Below are 17,297 nucleotides of genomic sequence, written 5' to 3'. Positions count from 1 at the left end.
GCGGCTCTCGCCTGGGGTCCAACACCTGTTCGAAGGTGATTCACGCGCCAGATGCGTTAATCGGGTAGGAAGGAGGGGTGCCTGACGACGTGGAGATCCGGCTGTTGCGCCACTACGTGGCCGTGGCCGAGGAGTTGCACTTCAGCCGAGCCGCCCAGCGTTTGTTCGTGGCGCAGCAGGCGCTCAGCCGCGACGTCAGGCGGCTGGAGGACCGGGTGGGACGCCGGCTGCTGGAGCGCACGACCCGCAAGGTCACGCTCACGGCGGAGGGCCGGCTGCTGCTGACGCGGGCGCGGGAGATCCTGGGGCTGTTCGACGCGACCATGATCGAACTGCGCGGCCAGCCCCGGTCGCTGACCGTCGACGTGGTCGGCTCCGGCCTCACCCCCGCGCTGGTGCTGGCCGCCGCGCGCGGGCGGGCGCCGGGAGTGGAGTTCTTCGCCCGCTTCCACAGCGGCGCGGAGGCCGCGGTGCCGCTGCTGCTGGACGGGCGGCTGGACGTCACGTTCGGCCGCAGTCCCGGCCTGCTGGACGGGGTACGGCAGCGCCCGGTCCGCCATGAGCGCATCGCGGTGCTGGTGCCCGAGCGGCATCCGCTGGCCGAGCTGCCGGCCGTACCCCTGGAGTCGTTGCGCGGCACCAACCCGTGCATTCGCGCGGGCGACCACGCGACGCCCGGGTGGGAGCACGCGCTCCTGCAGTTGCTGGCGCCCTTCGGCGTGGACCCCGCGCTCGCCCACCCGCACGTGCGGGGCGGCGACGAGCTGGCGCAGCACATCCGCGACCGCGACGCGCCCATCCTCACGCTGACCACGCAACCTGACATTCCGGGCGCGGTCCTGCGGCCGCTCGTGGATCCGGTCGCGGTGTTCCCCTGGATGATGATCTGGCGTTCCGACGGCGACCATCCGGGCCTGCGCGCCCTGCGCGAGGCCGTGGACGAGCTGGCCACGGCCCATGAGTGGCTGGCCCCGCCCGGCGCCGCCTGGCTGCCGGAACCGGAGGCGAGCCTGCCCGCCCAACCCTCGCGCGACCCGCTCTGAGTACGGGGTTACTCATGTTTCCGGACGTGACGCCCCCGACAGTCACAGAGAGGACATTCCCCTGTGAATCTCTCTGGAGCGGTACATCATGGCACTCTTACCACGCGGCAGATCCGTCGCCCTGATCGGCGTCCTGGTCGCGGCCCTGATGGTGGCGCTGACCGGCAGCGCGTCGGCGGCCACCCAGGTCACGGTCACCGTCAGGATCGACTACCTCAAACAGATCGACAACCCCGACGACGCCTCCGGCGACGGCGACTACTACCCGGTGGCCACGATCGACGGCGAGCGCTTCCCCCGCGGCCCGCGCATCGAGGACGACGAGTTCGAGCCCCTGGGCCTGCCCGAGGCTCCCAACGGATGGGTGTTCAGCAAGGTGGTGAACCTGCCGGGCAACGACACGACGGTGGGCCTGGCCATCGAGATCTGGGACTACGACGACGGCACCAACTTCGGCGACGACCAGATGGACCTCAGCAAGAACGAGCGCGACCTCACGCTCGACCTCGAGTTCGACATCGTCAACGCCACCTTCGCCGGCGACAACCTCGCGGTCGGCACCCCCTGCCTGCGTGACGGCGTGCCGAAAGGCCACACCTGCGCCGAGGGCAACGGCGACTTCGACTATCCCGAGGAGAACGACGGCGCCAAGACGAGGATCGGCTTCACGATCTCCTCGACCGTCGGCTCCAGCACCGACAGCGACGGCGACGGCCTGACCGACCTGGCCGAGATCCACGGCATCCGCAACCCCGACGGCTCGATGGCGCTGGACCTGAAGCGGTTCGGCGCGAACCCGCTGCGCAAGGACGTCTTCCTGGAGCTCGACTACACCGCCGGGGAGGCGCCCACCCGCGTCGACATCCAGGCGATGAAGAACGCCATGAAGTCCGCGCCGATCCCCAATCCGGACGGCTCACGCGGCATCAACCTGTGGGTGGACACCGGCAACCTGGTCGACCTGACGGTACGCCGCCAGCAACAGCCCGGCACGTGCTTCGACGACCAGGACAACGGCCTGGACGGGCAGCGCGACGGCGCCGACCCCGACTGCCTGTTCATCGACGCCAGCGCCGAGGACCCCTCCCCCGGCGGCCGGTGCACCAACGCCGACGTGGCCAACCCGGCCTGCCTGGTCGGCGACGACCTCGGCGGCGGCGGCATGGTCGGCGCGCTGAACAACTGCGGCATCGACGCCGCCTTCAACGCCGCCGCCGGCAACACCGGCAACTTCGCGGCGGTACGGCGCGGCGTCTTCCGTTACGCGATCAGCACCGCCGAGGCGGCCACCTGCACGAGCGGCGGCCAGGCCAGCACGAACAACCGGTTCTTCGTCGACTACAACCACGACGGCGGCACGCTGCTGCACGAGCTCGGCCACACTCTGGGGCTGGAGCACGGCGGCGACGTCGACGTCAACTGCAAGCCGAACTACGTCAGCGCCATGAACTACGACCTGCAGTTCGGCATCCCGCGCGTGGGCGGCGGCCGGATCGTGGACTTCTCGCCGCCCCGCCTGGCGCTGGACGGCACCTCGCGCGGCAAGGTGCTGCGCCCGCTGACCGAGAACTCGCTCGACGAGCTGCTCCTGGACGCCGACGACAACGAGAACCGGTTCATCTTCGTCAACGGCCGCGACCAGCGCCCGGGAATCCCCGGCGTCCAGGGCGCGAAGGTCACCGAGGATGTCAACGTCGACCCGGACTGGAATGACGACGGCGACGAGGACGACAACCCGGTCAACCCCGCCGTCAACATCAACACCGCCGGCCCGCCGGACCCGGTCACCGGCGCCAGGGATCCGGCCGACTGCGCCACCAACACCAGCAGCACCGACACGCTGACCGGCTTCGACGACTGGGCCAGGGTGGCGACCTCGATCGCGTTCCCCGGCTTCGCGGGCGGACTGCGCCGTGGAGCCGACCTGCCCGTCGTGGCCGAACCGGTCCCGGAGCAACTGCCCACCCTCGAGCAGCTGAAGGACAACTGGGAGGCGGTCAACACGACCGACGTCGGCGTCGCCATCACCGGCGCCCCCGACCCGGTACGCGGCGGCGAGACCCTGACCTGGACGGTGAAGGCCACCAACGAGGGCCCCAACCCGGCCAGCTCGGTCGTGGTCACCACCACGCTGCCCGCCGAGGTCGCCTTCCTCGACAGCACCGGCCCGTGCGTGCGTGACGCCGCCAAGGTCACCTGCCATCTCGGCGAGCTGACCAGAGGCGCCTCGCGGCAGATCACGATCCGGGCGAAGGTTCAGGACGACGTCGTGCACAGCGGCGAGGAGTGCACGATCACCGCGACCGCGGTGATCGACAACCTCGCCGGTCCCGACCCGAACGCGGCCAACGACACCGCCAAGGCCGAGACCCACGTGCTGGTCAAGACGGGCCTGAAGGTGAACGGCCCGGCCAACGTCGCCAACGACGCCCCGGCCACGCTGAAGGCCACGCTCACCGACGCCGCGGACCGTCCGGTCGGGGACCGGCTCGTGACGCTGACCCTCGGCACGGGCCCGTCGGCGCAGTCGTGCCAGGCGCGCACGGACGCCGCGGGCGTGGCGAGCTGCGTGATCGCCGGCGTCGCCCAGCCGGCCGCCGCGACGAGCGTCGCGATCAGGGCGAGCTTCACCGGCGACGCGTGCTACCTGCCGTCGGACGCCTCGGGCACGGCCAAGCTGCTGTACTACACCGGCCGTTCCCACGCGCTGTCGGTCAAGCCGGTCCTGCTGCCGCAGACCGTCGTGGCCGACACGGGCGAGGTGTCCACCTCGGCCAGGTCCACGACCGAGAAGACGACCGCCGCGATCTCGCTCGCGCTGGTCAACGCCAAGGCGCTCAAGGCCGGGGTGGTCACCGGCCTGGGCGGCTCCACCGGGCAGGCGACGGCCGACGAGGTGTCCATCGGGCTGCCCGGCCTGCCCGTGATCAAGGTCGCCGGGGTGCGGGCCACCTCGACGAGCACGTGCGCGCTCGGGACGTACACCGCGAGCGCGAGCGGCACGACGACGCTCGGCTCGCTGACCATCGGCGGGGTGTCGTACCCGGCCGGCTCGATCGCGCCCAACACGGTCATCCGGGCGGGCGTGGCGACGATCACGCTGAACGAGCAGCGGCCGGTGGCGGGCACGTCCGCCGGGATGCTGGTCAACGCCGTCCATGTGAGCGCTCCGGCGCTGGCTGACGTGGTGGTCTCCTCCGCCAGGAGCGGCGTGCACAACTGTCCGTGACCCTCTGACCGAGGCCGCTCACGCCTGGCGCGGGCGGCCTCCTCCCGTCCCGAGGCGGTTCAGCACCTCGGCGGTGAACTCCTTGGTCGTGGCGCCGCCGCCCAGGTCGGGGGTGCGTACCGGGGTCTCGGCGAGGACCGCGCGGAAGGCGGCGCGCACCTCGTCACCGGCCTCGGCGTGGCCCAGGTGGTCGAGCATCATGGCCGCCGACCAGAGGGCGCCGACGGGGTTCGCGACGCCGGTCCCCGCGATGTCGGGGGCCGAGCCGTGCACCGGCTCGAACATCGACGGGAAGTCGCGCTCCGGGTTGAGGTTGGCGGCCGGGGCCAGGCCGATGCCGCCGGCGACGGCCGCGGCCAGGTCGCTCAGGATGTCGCCGAACAGGTTGGAGGCCACGATCACGTCGAACTCCCCCGGCCTCAGGACGATCTTCGCGGCGAGCGCGTCGATGTGCTCCTGGTTCCAGGACACCTCGGGCCGCGCGCGTTCCCTGACGAGCTCGTCCCAGAAGGGCATGGTGTGGATGATGCCGTTGGACTTGGTGGCGGAGGTCAGGACGCCGCGGCGGCGGGCGGCCAGGTCGAAGGCGTAGTCCACCACCCGGATGACGCCCGCCCTGGTGAACACGGACTCCTGGACCGCCATCTCCTCGGGGAAGCCGCGGTTGAGCCGGCCGCCGATCTCGGAGTACTCACCTTCGACGTTCTCGCGCACCACGACGAGGTCCACGCCCTCCGCGGCGCGCAGCGGTCCCGCCACGCCGTCCAGGGTCGTGATGGGCCGCAGGTTGACGTACTGGCGGAAGGCCCGGCGGATCGGGATCAGCAGTCCCCACAAGGACACGTGGTCCGGCACGCCCGGCCGCCCGACGGCGCCGAGCAGGATGGCGTCGTGGTGGCGGATGCGGTCCAGGCCGTCGGCCGGCATCATCGCGCCCTCGCGCTCGTGGCGTTCGCACGACCAGTCGAAGGTGTCGTAGCCCAGCGTGAAGCCGTGCCTGCGGCCGACGGCATCGAGGACGGCGGTCGCGGCGGGCAGCACCTCGATGCCGATCCCGTCGCCGGGAATGAGGGCGATGCGGTGGGAGGTCATGGCGCCATTGAGCCGGAACCGGCGGGCCGGGGTCCAAGACGAGGATCGTGGCCGTCGTATAGGCGTTCGCTATATCGCCCCCTATATCGCCCGCTGTATCGCCGCGACGAAGGCGCGGGCCAGGGCGCTGACCGGCTCGGTGCGGTGCACCAGCGAGACGTGCAGCACCTCCTCCAGCGCCAGGTCGCGCACGACCAGCCCCATCGGCTCGGCCAGCCGCCGCCACGAGGCCGCGACCACGGCGATGCCGACCCCGGCCAGGACGAGCGGCAGCAGCGCCTCGCGGTGCTCCATCTCGACGGCGATCGCGGCCCCTGGCGCGGCGGCCAGGATCTGGTCGGCGGCCCTGCGCATCCCGGTTCCGGGCTGGCCGACGATGAGCCGGGCGCCGCTCAGCAGCGCGGGCGCGACGGGCTCGTCGCCCTCGGGCAGGTCGGCTGCGTCCTGCGCGACCAGGACGAACGACTGCTCGTCCACCGGGTGCACGACCAGCTCGGGGTCGGGGCCGGGGCGTCCGAGCGTGGCGATGAGGCCGAGTTCCGCGGTTCCGGTCCGCAGGGCGGCGGCGACGTCGGCCGGGCGGTCGGCGGCCCGTACGGAGACCTGCACGCCCGGGTGCAGGCGGCGGAAGGCGGCGACCAGTTCGGTCAGCGGGCTGACCGCCTGGCTGGGCATGGCGGCGATGGTCAGCTTGCCGGCCAGCAGGCGTTCCACCGCGGCCACGCTCTCGTCCGCCGCCGCCAGCCAGCGGGTGACCTGGCGGGCCGGGGTGACCAGGGCCTCGCCCGCGGGGGTGAGCACGAGGCGCCGGCCGTACCGGCGAAACAGCGGGGTGCCCAGGCCGCGCTCCAGTTTCTTGATCGCCTGGGAGACCGAGGGCTGGGCCACCCACAGCTCCTCGGCCGCGCGCTGCACGCCGCCGTGGTCGACGACGGCGAGGAAATAGGCCAGCTGGCGAGCGTCCACGTCCGTCTCCGCACCCCGGTTCCATAGGCGCTGCCTATGGAAGAACGACAAAGTTCATCGTGGACAGTATGCCGGGTGGCCTGCCTGACTGGGGATTGCCCCGTCACCCCCCGAGGAGGGCCACTGTGAGCAACGCTCTGCTCCTGACGATGACCGGCGTCGCCATCCTGGGCGTCATCGTCACCATCACCGCCTGGAAGATCCCGCCCGTCATCGCGCTGCTCCTGGGCACGATCTTCCTCGGGCTGACCACCGGCGTCGGGGCCGAAGGCACCACCAAGGCGATCACCGCCGGGTTCGGGGAGGTGATGGCCGACATCGGGCTGCTGGTCACATTCGGCGTGCTGATGGGCTCGCTGCTGACGCTGACCGACGCGCTGCGCCGGCTGATCGAGCTGATGCTGCGGATCTTCGGCGAACGGAGCATCCCGTACGTGTTCGCGGTGTCGCTCAGCTCGCTGTTCACCTCGATCTACTCCGACGTGCTGCTCGTGCTGACCGCGCCGCTGGCCCGCCGCCTCGGCCCGCGCCTGGGACGCGACGGCAAGGCGTTGATGGGCGGGGCGCTGACCGCCGGGATCGAGGTCGGGCTGGTGTTCGTGGTGCCGGGCGTGGCGGCGCTGGCCGTGGCCGGGCTGCTGGACGTGCCGCTCGGCCAGATGTTCTGGTACGGGCTGATCGTCGGCCTGCCGACCGCGGTGCTCACCATGCTGGTCTTCGCCCTGCTCACCCCGCGCGCCCTGCGCTGGGACCCGGCCCTGGACGAGATCCCCGACGAGGAGCCGGCCGGTGACGGCGGCTCGGCCGCCGGATCCGTGCTGGTCAGGCAGGAGACCAAGGCTGGGCTGGGGGTGTCGCTGCTGCCCGTCGTCGCCACCCTGATGCTCATCGCGCTCGGCGCGCTGGCCGGCAACCTCGGCTGGACCTCGCCGGTGCTCGGCTTCGTGACCGATCCGGTGGTCGCCATGTTCGCCGGGGCGACCGCGTCGTACCTGCTGACGCTCCGCACGCACTCCCGCGCGGAGATCCACGCCGCCATGGGACAGGGGTTGTCCTCGTGCGGGCCGATCCTCGTGCTGTCGGGCATCAGCGGCTCGCTCGGGGCGGTCATCGAGGGTTCCGGGCTGGCCAAGGTGCTCGGCGGCGCGTTCGGCTCGAACTTCCTGCCGCCGCTGATCCTGGTCTGGCTGGTGGCCGCGGTGCTGCACATCGCGCTCGGCTCGATCTCGGTCGCCGCGATCACCGCGGCCGGGATCCTGGCGCCGCTGGCCGGTTCGCTGGACACGCCACTGGTGTTCGTGGCGCTGGCCGCCGGTTCCGGCGCGTTGTTCCTGCCGCACGTGAGCAGCAACTTCTTCTGGATGTTCCAGACCATGCTGGGGCTGTCGACGCGCGGCACGTTCAAGACCCACTCGCTGGCGATGTCGCTGTCGTCGGTCATCTCGCTGCCGCTCATCCTGCTGCTGGCGGCCCTGTGATCACGAAGGGCTTCGGGAGTACGCTCGGGGCTTGATCTCGCGAGAAGGGCACCCGGCCATGACAGCGTGGGAAGAGGCGTGGGCGGTGCTGGCGCCGGTGACGGACCTGGTCACCCCGATGGCGGTGCGGGTCGCGGCCACACTGCGGCTGAGCGACCTGATGGGCGACGAGCCGGTGTCCGTGCACGAGCTGGCCCGCCGTTCGGGCGCCGACCCCGATGCTCTGGTACGCCTGCTGCGTCACCTGGTCGGCAGGGGTGTCTTCGCCGAGCCGGAGCCGGGCAGGTTCGCCGTCAACGGGCCCGCCGCGCTGCTGGCCTCCGGCCATCCGTCCGGGATGCGGGCACGGCTCGACCTGGACGGGTTCGGCGGGCAGATGGACGTGGCGTTCACCGGCCTGCTGCACACGGTCCGCACCGGGCTGCCGGCGTGGGAGACGGTCTTCGGCGCGGACATCTGGTCCTATCTGGCGGCTCATCCGCGGATGAGCGCGACGTTCGACGCGATGATGGCGGACGGGGCCGAGTACCTCGCCGACGCGGCCGGGGGCTACGACTGGTCCGGCGCGCGGCATGTGGTCGATGTCGGCGGCGGGAGCGGGATGTTGCTGGCCGAGGTGCTGGGCGCCTTCCCGGATCTGCGGGGCACGCTCGTGGACCTGCCCGACACCGTGGAACGCGGCCGGCGGCACCTCGCCGGACTGGGCCTGGAGTCGCGGTGCTCGTTCGCGGGCCAGAGCTTCTTCGACCCGCTGCCGGCCGGCGGCGACGCGTACGTGCTCAGGCGGGTCATCCACGACTGGAGCGACGACGACGCCCGGCGGATCCTGCGGCGGTGCGCCGACGCGGCCGGGCCGGACGGACGGGTGGTCGTCATCGAGCAGCGCGCCGATCCGGCCATGGTCGCCGAGATGGACCTGCGCATGCTCGTTCTCAGCGGCGGGCGCGAGCGGACCGTCGAGGACTACACCACCCTCGCCGCGGGGGCCGGGCTCCAGATCGCCGGCCTCCACGACACCCCGCTCGGCCACCTCGTCCTGGTGCTCTACCGTTGAGCGGCCCGCCCACCGCCCCGACGTGCGCACCGAGATCCGCCCGCGGCTCGACAGGATCACCGTGCACATGCTGAAGGCGATCAAGGCCGCGGAACGGGCTCGCGCGCGTCCCTCGTGCGAACGGAGGCTGGCCTGGGCCGCGTTCCGGATCTCCGCACGGCGCGACCTGCACCGGCCGCACCGCGCCGGACTCCACCGCGCGCTCGGCTCCTTCTGCGGCACTCAGGTTCAGTTGGTGTCGTGGTAGACCATGGGGCCGGCCGCCTCCAGCGCCGCCTTCGACGCGTCGGTGAGCCACGGCTTGGTGCTGCTGCCGTCGGCGAGGTTCTCGTACAGGGCCAGGGTCGCGATGACGTAGCGGTGGTTGTGCTGAGTCCAGCCCCAGATGTACGCCGAGGACCAGCTACCGCGGCCGTTCGCGCACAGGCCGGACCCCGGGCCCTTCAGCGGGCACATGAAGCCCCAGTCCCGGGAACCGGCCGGTAGCTTGTTGAACGTGCGCTTGGCGGTGCTCGAGTCCTTGAACGGGATGACCCGGATCACGACCATGATCCGGTTGTTCTTCGTCGAGTTCGCGCTGGCGTAGACGCCCGAGATCATCTCCTTGCAGCGCGCGCTGCGCAGCAAGGTCCGCACCCGCCCTTCCTGGAACCAGGCGGGACAGTCGTCCGACCGGGTCCCCTTGAGGTTGTAGCGCACGCCCTTGCGGGTGGTGAAGGTGTCGGCGAGCAGCGCGCCGGTCGTGATCGGGGTCTGGTCGGTGTCCTCGTCGTCGAGCGAGCCCGCGTCGAACGGCTCCTCGGTCGGGGTCGGCTCGGTCGTCGGCGTGTACGTCTCCGAGGGCTGCGGAGTGGCCGAGGCCGTGTCGGACGGCGTGGGCGTGGGCGTCTCCTGCGCGGCGGTGATCCCCTCGCGGACACCCGTCTTGACCAGGCGTTTGACAACGACGATCCCGCCGGCCACCAGGGCGATGACCAGGAAGCTCACGACCCCGCCGACCACCCAGCCCAGCCGGGAACCCGAGGCGGGGGCCCCTCCCTTGAGCTCCTCGACGAGTGTGAACAGGACCAGGAAGTTCGGGAGGTCGCGGACATGGGTGGTGGTGAGGGGCCGCCACTGCTGCCGTACCTTGATCGAGGCGACGCCGTTCTCGACGCCGATCTCGCTGATCTCCGCCCACGGCACCACGCCGGTCGGGGTGAGCAACGCCTGCTGGGTCGCCGCGATCTCCCCGAAGGCCACGGTGTTGCCCGCCTGCAGCGCCGCCCGCGCCTGCGGCATGTGCGCCCGCAGGACCGCCCCGTGAATGGCGGGCCCCCACTGCTCCGGCCGTTCGAACCCGTCGATCACCACGGGCGCCGAGCCCCCGTCGGTCAGCGAGTACACACTCCGGAACGGATCGATGACGTCCTTCAGCACCGTCACCGACTCCCACCGGAGCCCCTGAACCCGCCCGTCCGGCAACCGGACGACCAGCCCGTGCTCGAAGAGGTGCAACTCCCGATCCCAGGGAGTTCCCCCATCCGCGGGCCCATAGACCGCCTCAGGCCTACCAAGTCCATTTCGGGCGGCTATGTCCCTGATCTGATCATTCACGAGCCTATGATCTAACATTTCCAGTCAAATCGGGCCACAGGCCAGAACTCCCCCTGTGATCTCCCTCCCGCCCCGGCCCAGGCGGCGCACCCGGCCGGGTGTGATGTACGTCTCGTGTGCCTGGCGGGTGAAGTGGTATTTGTGCGCTGACCGCGATGTGGCCCCGGCTGTGTACTGATGCCGCCTTGAGCCGATCGGTCTCAAGGGACATCACCAGGGGGTTCCTTTCTCATGTCCGCATCACACAACCTGCGCCGCTCCGTCGCGCTGACGCTCACCGCGGTGAGCCTGTCGGGGATCGGCGCGCTCGTCGCCTCTCCGGCGCACGCCGAGGTGTTCAAGGAGCTGGAGTATCGGGGGGACAACGCCAGGACGGTGCTCACGGCCTCCGCCAGTTTCAACGGGGCGGACGTCGTGCTGAGGAGCGACACGAACAGCGGCTTCGGCCAGTGGGCGCAGACGGCCACCGTCTCGTCCGGGGGCGGGCAGAGTGCGTTCATCTACACCCTGCGGGCCAGCATCGGCAGCGGCGCTCCGCTGTGCCTGACCGCCAAGGACGCGGTGAACGTCACCGTGGCGACCTGTGACAACAGCGACCGCCAGAAGTGGTTCCACCCGACCGCCGTGGTCGGCCCGGGTGGCACGCTGCCGACGAAGAACGTCCAGACGCTCCGGCACCTCGGCCAGAGCCAGTCGTCCAGTGCCGTTCCGGTGTCGCAGTTCGCGCAGATCGGGGGCCACTTCTGGGCCAAGCGCACCGTCTGATCAACGATCGATCAGGGTGGCGAAGCCGTCGAGGTGGCGGGCCAGACCGTACTCGAACAGGCCGTCGGCGTCCGCCACCTCGTCGTCGGCCAGCGTGGCCAGCAGCGGGAACCGTCCGGAACGCAGGAGGTCGTCGGCCCTTTTGCGCTGGGTGAGCCACCACCGGTCGAGGGTCACGCCGGTCTCCTGCTCGGCCTCGATCTCCTCGGCCATGGACAGCGCGACGGTGAGAACCAGCGCGTGCAGCGTCAGGGCCTCGCGAATCCGGATCGTCATGGGCAGTCCGAGCCCGTCCAGCGCGCGCAGGGTCCATTCGGTGTACGCCATCACGTTGGGCACCAGCAAAGGACGGGTGAAGGAGACGGCCCGGGGCAGCCAGAGGTGTCGCCGGCACAGCTCCCACTGCAGGCGGGAGATCAGTTCGAGCTTGGCCCGCCAGCCGTCCGGCCCCGGGTCGGGGAGCTCCTGTTCGCCGAAGACCTCGTCGGTCATCTGCGTCACCAGTTCGTCCTTGCTCGACACGTGCCGGTAGAGCGACATCGGGCCGACGCCGAGTTCGGCCGCGAGCCGTCGCATGGACACGGCGTCGAGGCCCTCCGCGTCGGCGATCGCGATGGCGGCGCGGAGGGTCTGCTTGCCGTCCAGCGCCTGCCGTGGTCCCGGCTGCCGCTTCAGGCCCGTGCGGCCGCTGACCACCGTGCCGGCGCCGACCTTCGTCTCGACCAGCCCTTCGTCGCGCAGGGTGGCCATCACCCTGGTCGCGGTGGCGACCGCGACGCCCCATCGCCGGGCGATCTCCCGGATCGACGGCACCCGTTCGCCGGGCCGCAGGCGGCCGTCGACGATCCGGGCGCGGATCTCCGCCGCGATGTGCCGGTAGGGCGGTTCCGGCCGCTGGGTCGGCATGACGCTGGAGTGTACTAGTTCAATCGCCCTTGACACTAGTGCACTTTCGCCTGCCAACTTCTGGAAATATGCGCACGTTGACGGCAGGCGAATACGCTTCAGTCATGACAGCTGATACACCGTACGCAGCCGTGCGGCGGGCACAGGAGGCGGACCGGCAGGCGGTGCTGGACGTTCTCACCGAGGCGTTCACGGACGACCCCCTCGTCCGCTGGCTCGGCCCACCTGGGCCCGTCCAGGCGCACTACTACCGCCACCTGCTCACCCGCCCCACCGCCGAGGCGTACCTGGCCGGTGGCGGCGCGGGCGCCGCGATCTGGCTGACCCTGCCCGCCGGCCACACGCCCGGGGAGGAGCCTGGCGGCGGCGAGCGGCTTCGGGCCCTCGGCCAAGCGCTGGCCCCACGCCACCCCAAAGGCCGGCGGCACCTCTACCTCCCCTGCATGGGAGTGGTCACCGCGTGGCAGGGCGCCGGGCTCGGCTCGGCGATGCTCCGGCACCGGCTCGAACGAGCGGACGCCGACGCGCTGCCCGCCTACCTGGAGGCGAGTTCGGCCCGCAGCCGCGCCCTCTACCGGCGCCACGGCTTCGAGGATCTCGGCGAGCCGGTTCACGTGGCCGGCAGCCCGCCGCTGTGGCCGATGTGGCGCGAACCCAACCCCAGCCAAGGGAGAGAACGACCATGACCACCCTCGTGTTCATCCACGGCACCAACTCCTCCTCCGCCTGGGCCACGGGCCTGACCACCGAGCTCACCCTGCGCGGGCACCGGTGCGTGGCCGTCGACCTGCCGGGACACGGCCAGGAGGCCTTCTACCCCCGCTCCTACCAGGCCCCGCAGGACCTGCGGGCGCTGGCCACCGAACCGTCCCCCCTCGCCGAGATCACCATCGACGACTACGTCGAGCGCGTCGCGGACGTCGTACGCCGCGCCCGCCGCCACGGGCCGGTGATCCTGGCCGGCATGAGCCAGGGCGGCGTCACCGTCAGCCGGGTCGGCAACGCCATCCCCGACCTGCTCGACCGGGTCGTCTACGTCGCCGCCTACTGCTGCGTGGACCTGCCGAACCTGGCCGCCTACCTCGACACGCCGGAGAACAGGGACAGCCTGGTCCACCTGCTGAGCGCCGCCGTGGTCGCCGACCCCGCGGTCCTCGGGGTGACCAGGATCAACTGGCGCTCGGCCGACCCGGCGCTGTTCCAGGCCGTCAAGCAGGCCCTGGCAGCGGACTTCACCGACGAAGGCGTGAGCCGGCTGCTCAACGCCCTCGAACCGGACGAGAGCGCGAGCATTCCGCCGGCCGAGGCGCGAGGTGAAGCGCACACCTGGGGCCGCATCCCCCGGACCTACATACGCCTCACCCTCGACCGGCTGATTCCGCTCGCGCTGCAGGACCGGTTCATCGCCGAGGCCGACCGCCTCACCCCGGGCAACCCGACCGACGTGCGCAGTGTCGCGGCGCCGCATGTCGGCCCGTTCGACCGGCCGGAGCTGGTGGAGATCTTCTCCGAGCTCGCCGGCCGCTGAGTTCAGAGGTCGCGGCGGCGGAAGGAGAGGGCGGCCAGGCCCAGGACGAGGACGACCCAGACGGCGGTCCACGCCAGGTACGCCGGAGTCAGCGGGGCGTTGCTCAGGAACGGGAAACCGCCCTCCAGAGCCGGTCCGCCGAAGCGGGCCAGCACGATCGGGTCCTGGAAGGCGTTCATGGCTCCGCGCCACAGCCCGTCCGTCGGCAGCAGGATCTGGGAGACGACGCCGATCCTGGCCACCCCCTCGTTGCCGAGGGCCAGCCCGACGCCGCCGACCACGCCCGCGATCCAGGTGGCGCCGAACAGGCCGACGGCCACGATGCCCGAGGCCATCGGCGAGACGGCCGTGGACAGCAGCAGGCCGAGGGTGAGCAGCACCGTCGTCTGGGCCGCGAGCAGCGCGAGGCCGGTCACCGGCTGCGGCGGCCAGTAGCCCACGATGAACCGGACGATGAGGAACTGGGCCAGCCCCGCCACGACCACGAAGCCGCTGCCGAACACGACCAGGCCCAGCCACTTGCCCAGCAGCACCGCCCAGCGGTGCACCGGGCGGGCCAGCACCGCCAGCGCGATGCCCGACTCGATCTCGCCGGCCAGCGTGGGGCCGGCGAGGAAGGCGGTGCCCAGCGCGGCGATCAGGCTGATGCCGAACATCACCAGGTTGAGCATCTGGGAGGCCACCAGCTTGGCCTCCCCGGTGGTCATCACGCCGCCGTCGAACTCGACCGTGATCATCAGGGAGAATCCCCACGCGCTGAGCCCCAGCAGCACGACGGTCAGCAGGGCCAGCGCGCGCAGCACCTTGCGGCGGGACGACTCCTTGATGGTGAGGGCGGCGAGGGTGAGCACGATCGTGGTGTTCATCGGCTTTCCTCCGCCTGGTCGGCGCGGACGATGTCGAGGAGGCGTTCTTCGAGGGTGACCCGGCCGGGTTCGACCGCGTGCACGCGCACCCCGAGGGCGACCAGGTCGGCGACGAGGTCCGGCACGGTGGCGGGGTCCTGTTCCGCGGGCAGCTCGACGGTGTACGCCTCCCCGGCGCGGTGCACGCGGCCGGCGGCGGCCAGCCGTACCTCCGCTTCCTGACTCACCCCGCCGAGACGCAGCCGCAGCTCGCGGCCGCCGAGCAGCTCGGTGAGGGTGCCCGAGGCGGCGACCCGGCCCTTGTCGAGGATGACGGCCCGGTCGCACACGCGCTCGACCTCGCCGATGAGGTGGGAGTTGAGCAGGACGGCGACCTGGCGGGCCTTCAGGGACAGCAGGAGATCGCGGACGTCGGCGCGGCCGATGGGGTCGAGTGCGCTGGTCGGCTCGTCGAGCACGATGAGCTCGGGGCGGGCTACCAGCGCGACGGCCAGGCCGAGGCGCTGCTGCATGCCCTTGGAGAAGCCGCCCACCCGATCCGCGGCGCGGTCGGCGAGCCCGACGGCCGCCAGGCACTCACGCCGATCCCGGTCGGGGACGATGACGCCGGCCAGCCGCACGTGCAGGTCCAGCACCTCGGCGGCGGTGAGCCATGGCTGGTAGCGGAACAGCTCCGGCAGGTAGCCGACGCGCCCGCGGGCCCGCGGGTCGTGGGACGGCCGGCCGAGCAGGAGCACCTCTCCCGCGTCCGGCCGGACCAGGCCGAGAAGCATCTTGATCACGGTGGTCTTGCCCGCTCCGTTCGGGCCGAGCAGGCCCACCACCTCGCCGCGGCCGACGCTGAGGGAGACGCCGTCGACGGCTGTCCGGCGCCGGTAACGCTTGCGCAGGCCGGAACCCCACGCGGCGGCGGCGGGCGGCAGCTCGGTGAGCAGCCGGGCAGCGGTGTCGTCGATCATCGTTCCACCTTCAGCTCGCGGGCCACCGACAGCACCTCGCCGGCGCTCAGGGAGCCGGCCACCACGGTGAGGACGCCGCGGTCCATCCAGATGACGGCCGCCATCGTGCCGTCGCGCGGGACGAGCAGGGTCGCCGGTACGCCGCCGACGTCGGTGGCCGAGCTCGTCGTCTTCTCGATGATCGTGAACAGGGGCAGCGTCGTGCCGTCGCCGGAGAAGGCGCGCAGTTGCGCGGCCACGTTCTCCGGCAGGACGCCCAGCGACAGCAGGTAGTCGCGGGCCGTCCGGAACGGCACGCCGGAGGACTCCGCCGTGGGCGGCACCGCGCGCGCCACGACCAGGGCGGGCATCGGCCGGCCCGCCGACCAGGTCGCGGCCACGGCGGGCCCGGCGGACAGGCGGAACCGGCTGCCGTCCAGGCCGGGAAGCGTGGGCGGCAGCGTACGGCCGCCCGAGGCCACGGTGCGGGCCGTCTTCTCGGCCGAGAACGTGAGCGTCGCGCCCACCCGGCCGACGACGTGGAAGGTGGGTTGCCCGGTGACGCCGCGCGGCAGCGTGGTCACCCGCGGGACGGACAGGCCGGTGGCCGTCTTCGCGGCGGCGGCGTCGGCGACCTGCCGGATGTCGATCCTCTCGGTGATCTCCATGTCGCCGAGGTCGGACAGGTCGGGCATCCGCACCAGGTCGGCGCGCGGGGCGACGACCGGGGTGATCTGCTCGGCGCGGAAGATCGGCAGCCACTCCGCGGCGGCCGCGGCGGTGACCCCGCTCACCAGGACGGCGGCGCCGGCGACGGCGGCCACCGGGCTGCGCAGCGCCTTCCACCTCCGCCGGTGCGGCGGAGCCGGGGCCGTGACCTGCCCGGCCCCGGCGGCGAGAGCGCCGGACAGGCGGCGCCAGGCCGCGTCCACGTCCACGCCGGGCGCGGCGCCCGGCGCCATGTCCACGCCGGGCGTGCTGCCCAGGGCCGCGCCCGCGTCAGGCGTGGCGCTCAGCGCCGCGCCCACGAGCGCCGCGTCCCGCTGGAAGACGGCCAGTCCTGACCGGCAGATCGGGCAGCCGGCGACGTGCTCGCGGTCGGCGTCGGCGACCGCGGCGGGCTCGTCGAGGAGCCGGCGCAGCGTGCCGTCACTCGGATGGCGCATGACGGTTCAACTCCTTGCGCAGAGCGGACTCGGCGCGGCGCACCGTGGTGCCCACGCTGCCCGGGGACAGGTCGAGAACGGCGGCGACCTCGGCGTAGCTGAGGCCGCTGTGGCGCAGGACGAGCGCGACGGCCTGCCTGCGGGGCAGCCGCGCCAGCGCCTCGCGCACGCGGCGGCGCTCCTCGCGGGTGACGACCGCGTCGGCGACGTCCGGGCTCACGACCTCACCGGCGGCCTCTTCGCGCGAACCGGCCGCACGGGAGGCGGCCTCCTCGCGCGAGACGCGGCGGCGGCCGGTCCGCAGGTGGTTCAGCGCGGTGTGCGCCGCGGCCACCGACAACCAGCCCAGCGCCTCCCCCGCGGGCACCGTGGAGCGCCCGAACGTCAGGAACACCTCCTGGGCCACGTCCTCCGCCTCGTCCCGGGAGCCGAGCACCCTGGCGGCGACCGCGACGACGCGCGGATAGGCCGTGCGGAACACCTGCTCGAGGTCGGCCCGGACGCCCGGGGGACTCGACACCACCGCGCCGCCCTTCCACTCGGCCCGCCTGGCCACCGCGGCCGATGCGCTCCTACGATGCCTCACAACGTTCACATCTGTAGAGCACCGCCGGGGCCTCGCGTGTGACACCGGGCGTTGCCGCGATCGTTGGAGTGGGTAGAGGCGCTA

At 72.2% G+C, this 17,297-nt stretch carries 16 protein-coding genes; 8 read left to right on the top strand and 8 right to left on the bottom strand.

Annotation, left to right across the window (positions count from 1 at the left end; all coding sequences use genetic code 11):
- Positions 1-77: 77 nt before the first annotated feature.
- Both ACIBHY_RS48410 and ACIBHY_RS48405 read left to right on the top strand, forming a co-directional pair.
- Positions 78-1,043 carry a LysR family transcriptional regulator gene (locus ACIBHY_RS48410; protein ID WP_397250694.1) on the top strand — a complete coding sequence of 322 codons (966 nt, stop codon included), beginning with the start codon at positions 78-80 and terminating at the stop codon, positions 1,041-1,043.
- A gap of 88 nt (positions 1,044-1,131) precedes the next feature.
- On the top strand, positions 1,132-4,272 hold the full coding sequence (locus ACIBHY_RS48405; protein ID WP_397310321.1) for a choice-of-anchor P family protein: 3,141 nt from the start codon (positions 1,132-1,134) through the stop codon (positions 4,270-4,272).
- Positions 4,273-4,290: 18 nt separating this feature from the next.
- Here ACIBHY_RS48405 and ACIBHY_RS48400 read toward each other — a convergent pair whose 3' ends face one another.
- Both ACIBHY_RS48400 and ACIBHY_RS48395 read right to left on the bottom strand, forming a co-directional pair.
- Positions 4,291-5,364, bottom strand: a complete 1,074-nt coding sequence (locus ACIBHY_RS48400; RefSeq protein WP_397310320.1) for a tartrate dehydrogenase — start codon at positions 5,362-5,364, stop codon at positions 4,291-4,293.
- A gap of 81 nt (positions 5,365-5,445) precedes the next feature.
- On the bottom strand, positions 5,446-6,330 hold the full coding sequence (locus tag ACIBHY_RS48395) for a LysR family transcriptional regulator (protein WP_397310319.1): 885 nt from the start codon (positions 6,328-6,330) through the stop codon (positions 5,446-5,448).
- Between the two features lie 125 nt (positions 6,331-6,455).
- Here ACIBHY_RS48395 and ACIBHY_RS48390 point away from each other — a divergent pair, with 125 nt between their 5' ends.
- From ACIBHY_RS48390 to ACIBHY_RS48380, 3 genes are read left to right on the top strand one after another with little or no spacing between them, the layout of a single operon-like run.
- Positions 6,456-7,808 (top strand): GntP family permease, encoded by a 1,353-nt coding sequence (locus ACIBHY_RS48390; RefSeq protein WP_397310318.1) that lies wholly within the window; start codon positions 6,456-6,458, stop codon positions 7,806-7,808.
- Between the two features lie 58 nt (positions 7,809-7,866).
- Positions 7,867-8,862, top strand: coding sequence for a methyltransferase (locus ACIBHY_RS48385; RefSeq protein ID WP_397310317.1), 996 nt, complete (start codon positions 7,867-7,869; stop codon positions 8,860-8,862).
- A 22-nt stretch (positions 8,863-8,884) separates the two neighbouring features.
- Positions 8,885-9,109 carry a hypothetical protein gene (locus tag ACIBHY_RS48380; protein WP_397310316.1) on the top strand — a complete coding sequence of 75 codons (225 nt, stop codon included), beginning with the start codon at positions 8,885-8,887 and terminating at the stop codon, positions 9,107-9,109.
- On the opposite strand, the gene ACIBHY_RS48375 is transcribed toward ACIBHY_RS48380, so the two are convergent.
- Positions 9,091-10,359 (bottom strand): DUF6585 family protein, encoded by a 1,269-nt coding sequence (locus ACIBHY_RS48375; RefSeq protein WP_397250707.1) that lies wholly within the window; start codon positions 10,357-10,359, stop codon positions 9,091-9,093. The two genes, ACIBHY_RS48380 and ACIBHY_RS48375, sit on opposite strands and share 19 nt — an antisense overlap.
- A gap of 330 nt (positions 10,360-10,689) precedes the next feature.
- Between ACIBHY_RS48375 and ACIBHY_RS48370 the strand changes: the two genes are divergently transcribed.
- Positions 10,690-11,223, top strand: a complete 534-nt coding sequence (locus tag ACIBHY_RS48370; RefSeq protein WP_397250709.1) for a hypothetical protein — start codon at positions 10,690-10,692, stop codon at positions 11,221-11,223.
- Here the strand turns inward: ACIBHY_RS48370 and ACIBHY_RS48365 are convergent, their stop codons facing one another.
- Positions 11,224-12,129: a GntR family transcriptional regulator gene (locus ACIBHY_RS48365; protein ID WP_397310315.1), complete on the bottom strand. Its 906-nt coding sequence runs from the start codon at positions 12,127-12,129 to the stop codon at positions 11,224-11,226. It abuts the gene before it with no gap.
- A gap of 104 nt (positions 12,130-12,233) precedes the next feature.
- On the opposite strand from ACIBHY_RS48365, the gene ACIBHY_RS48360 reads away from it, so the two are divergent.
- The gene (locus tag ACIBHY_RS48360; protein WP_397310314.1) at positions 12,234-12,815 is read left to right on the top strand and encodes a GNAT family N-acetyltransferase; all 582 of its coding nucleotides are present in this window, start codon (positions 12,234-12,236) and stop codon (positions 12,813-12,815) included.
- Positions 12,812-13,657 (top strand): alpha/beta fold hydrolase, encoded by an 846-nt coding sequence (locus tag ACIBHY_RS48355; RefSeq protein ID WP_397310313.1) that lies wholly within the window; start codon positions 12,812-12,814, stop codon positions 13,655-13,657. Before ACIBHY_RS48360 ends, ACIBHY_RS48355 begins: the two co-directional genes overlap by 4 nt.
- Before the next feature lie 2 nt (positions 13,658-13,659).
- On the opposite strand, the gene ACIBHY_RS48350 is transcribed toward ACIBHY_RS48355, so the two are convergent.
- Genes ACIBHY_RS48350 through ACIBHY_RS48335 form a run of 4 tightly spaced genes read right to left on the bottom strand, consistent with a single transcriptional unit; the run spans position 13,660 to position 17,213 of the window.
- A complete protein-coding gene (locus tag ACIBHY_RS48350) occupies positions 13,660-14,523 on the bottom strand; it encodes an ABC transporter permease subunit (protein WP_397250716.1) in 864 nt (287 codons plus the stop codon).
- On the bottom strand, positions 14,520-15,482 hold the full coding sequence (locus ACIBHY_RS48345) for an ABC transporter ATP-binding protein (RefSeq protein ID WP_397310312.1): 963 nt from the start codon (positions 15,480-15,482) through the stop codon (positions 14,520-14,522). The genes ACIBHY_RS48350 and ACIBHY_RS48345 overlap by 4 nt, the downstream gene beginning before the upstream one ends.
- Positions 15,479-16,627 (bottom strand): hypothetical protein, encoded by a 1,149-nt coding sequence (locus ACIBHY_RS48340; RefSeq protein WP_397310311.1) that lies wholly within the window; start codon positions 16,625-16,627, stop codon positions 15,479-15,481. Before ACIBHY_RS48340 ends, ACIBHY_RS48345 begins: the two co-directional genes overlap by 4 nt.
- Positions 16,611-17,213, bottom strand: coding sequence for a sigma-70 family RNA polymerase sigma factor (locus ACIBHY_RS48335; RefSeq protein ID WP_397250721.1), 603 nt, complete (start codon positions 17,211-17,213; stop codon positions 16,611-16,613). Before ACIBHY_RS48335 ends, ACIBHY_RS48340 begins: the two co-directional genes overlap by 17 nt.
- Between the last annotated feature and the right edge of the window lie 84 nt (positions 17,214-17,297).

It is taken from the genome of Nonomuraea sp. NPDC050547 (assembly GCF_044457345.1).
Classification (GTDB): domain Bacteria; phylum Actinomycetota; class Actinomycetes; order Streptosporangiales; family Streptosporangiaceae; genus Nonomuraea.
Note: the sequence above shows the minus strand (reverse complement) of the source record. Positions and strands in the feature narration are given on the sequence as shown.

What these genes read in the sequence shown, in the direction of transcription:
- ACIBHY_RS48405 (WP_397310321.1), top strand. Translation starts at nt 1,132, where the DNA reads ATGGCACTCTTACCACGCGGCAGATCCGTCGCCCTGATCGGCGTCCTG.
- ACIBHY_RS48400 (WP_397310320.1), bottom strand. Translation starts at nt 5,364, where the DNA reads ATGACCTCCCACCGCATCGCCCTCATTCCCGGCGACGGGATCGGCATC.
- ACIBHY_RS48385 (WP_397310317.1), top strand. Translation starts at nt 7,867, where the DNA reads ATGACAGCGTGGGAAGAGGCGTGGGCGGTGCTGGCGCCGGTGACGGAC.
- ACIBHY_RS48370 (WP_397250709.1), top strand. Translation starts at nt 10,690, where the DNA reads ATGTCCGCATCACACAACCTGCGCCGCTCCGTCGCGCTGACGCTCACC.
- ACIBHY_RS48365 (WP_397310315.1), bottom strand. Translation starts at nt 12,129, where the DNA reads ATGCCGACCCAGCGGCCGGAACCGCCCTACCGGCACATCGCGGCGGAG.
- ACIBHY_RS48360 (WP_397310314.1), top strand. Translation starts at nt 12,234, where the DNA reads ATGACAGCTGATACACCGTACGCAGCCGTGCGGCGGGCACAGGAGGCG.
- ACIBHY_RS48355 (WP_397310313.1), top strand. Translation starts at nt 12,812, where the DNA reads ATGACCACCCTCGTGTTCATCCACGGCACCAACTCCTCCTCCGCCTGG.
- ACIBHY_RS48350 (WP_397250716.1), bottom strand. Translation starts at nt 14,523, where the DNA reads ATGAACACCACGATCGTGCTCACCCTCGCCGCCCTCACCATCAAGGAG.
- ACIBHY_RS48345 (WP_397310312.1), bottom strand. Translation starts at nt 15,482, where the DNA reads ATGATCGACGACACCGCTGCCCGGCTGCTCACCGAGCTGCCGCCCGCC.
- ACIBHY_RS48340 (WP_397310311.1), bottom strand. Translation starts at nt 16,627, where the DNA reads ATGCGCCATCCGAGTGACGGCACGCTGCGCCGGCTCCTCGACGAGCCC.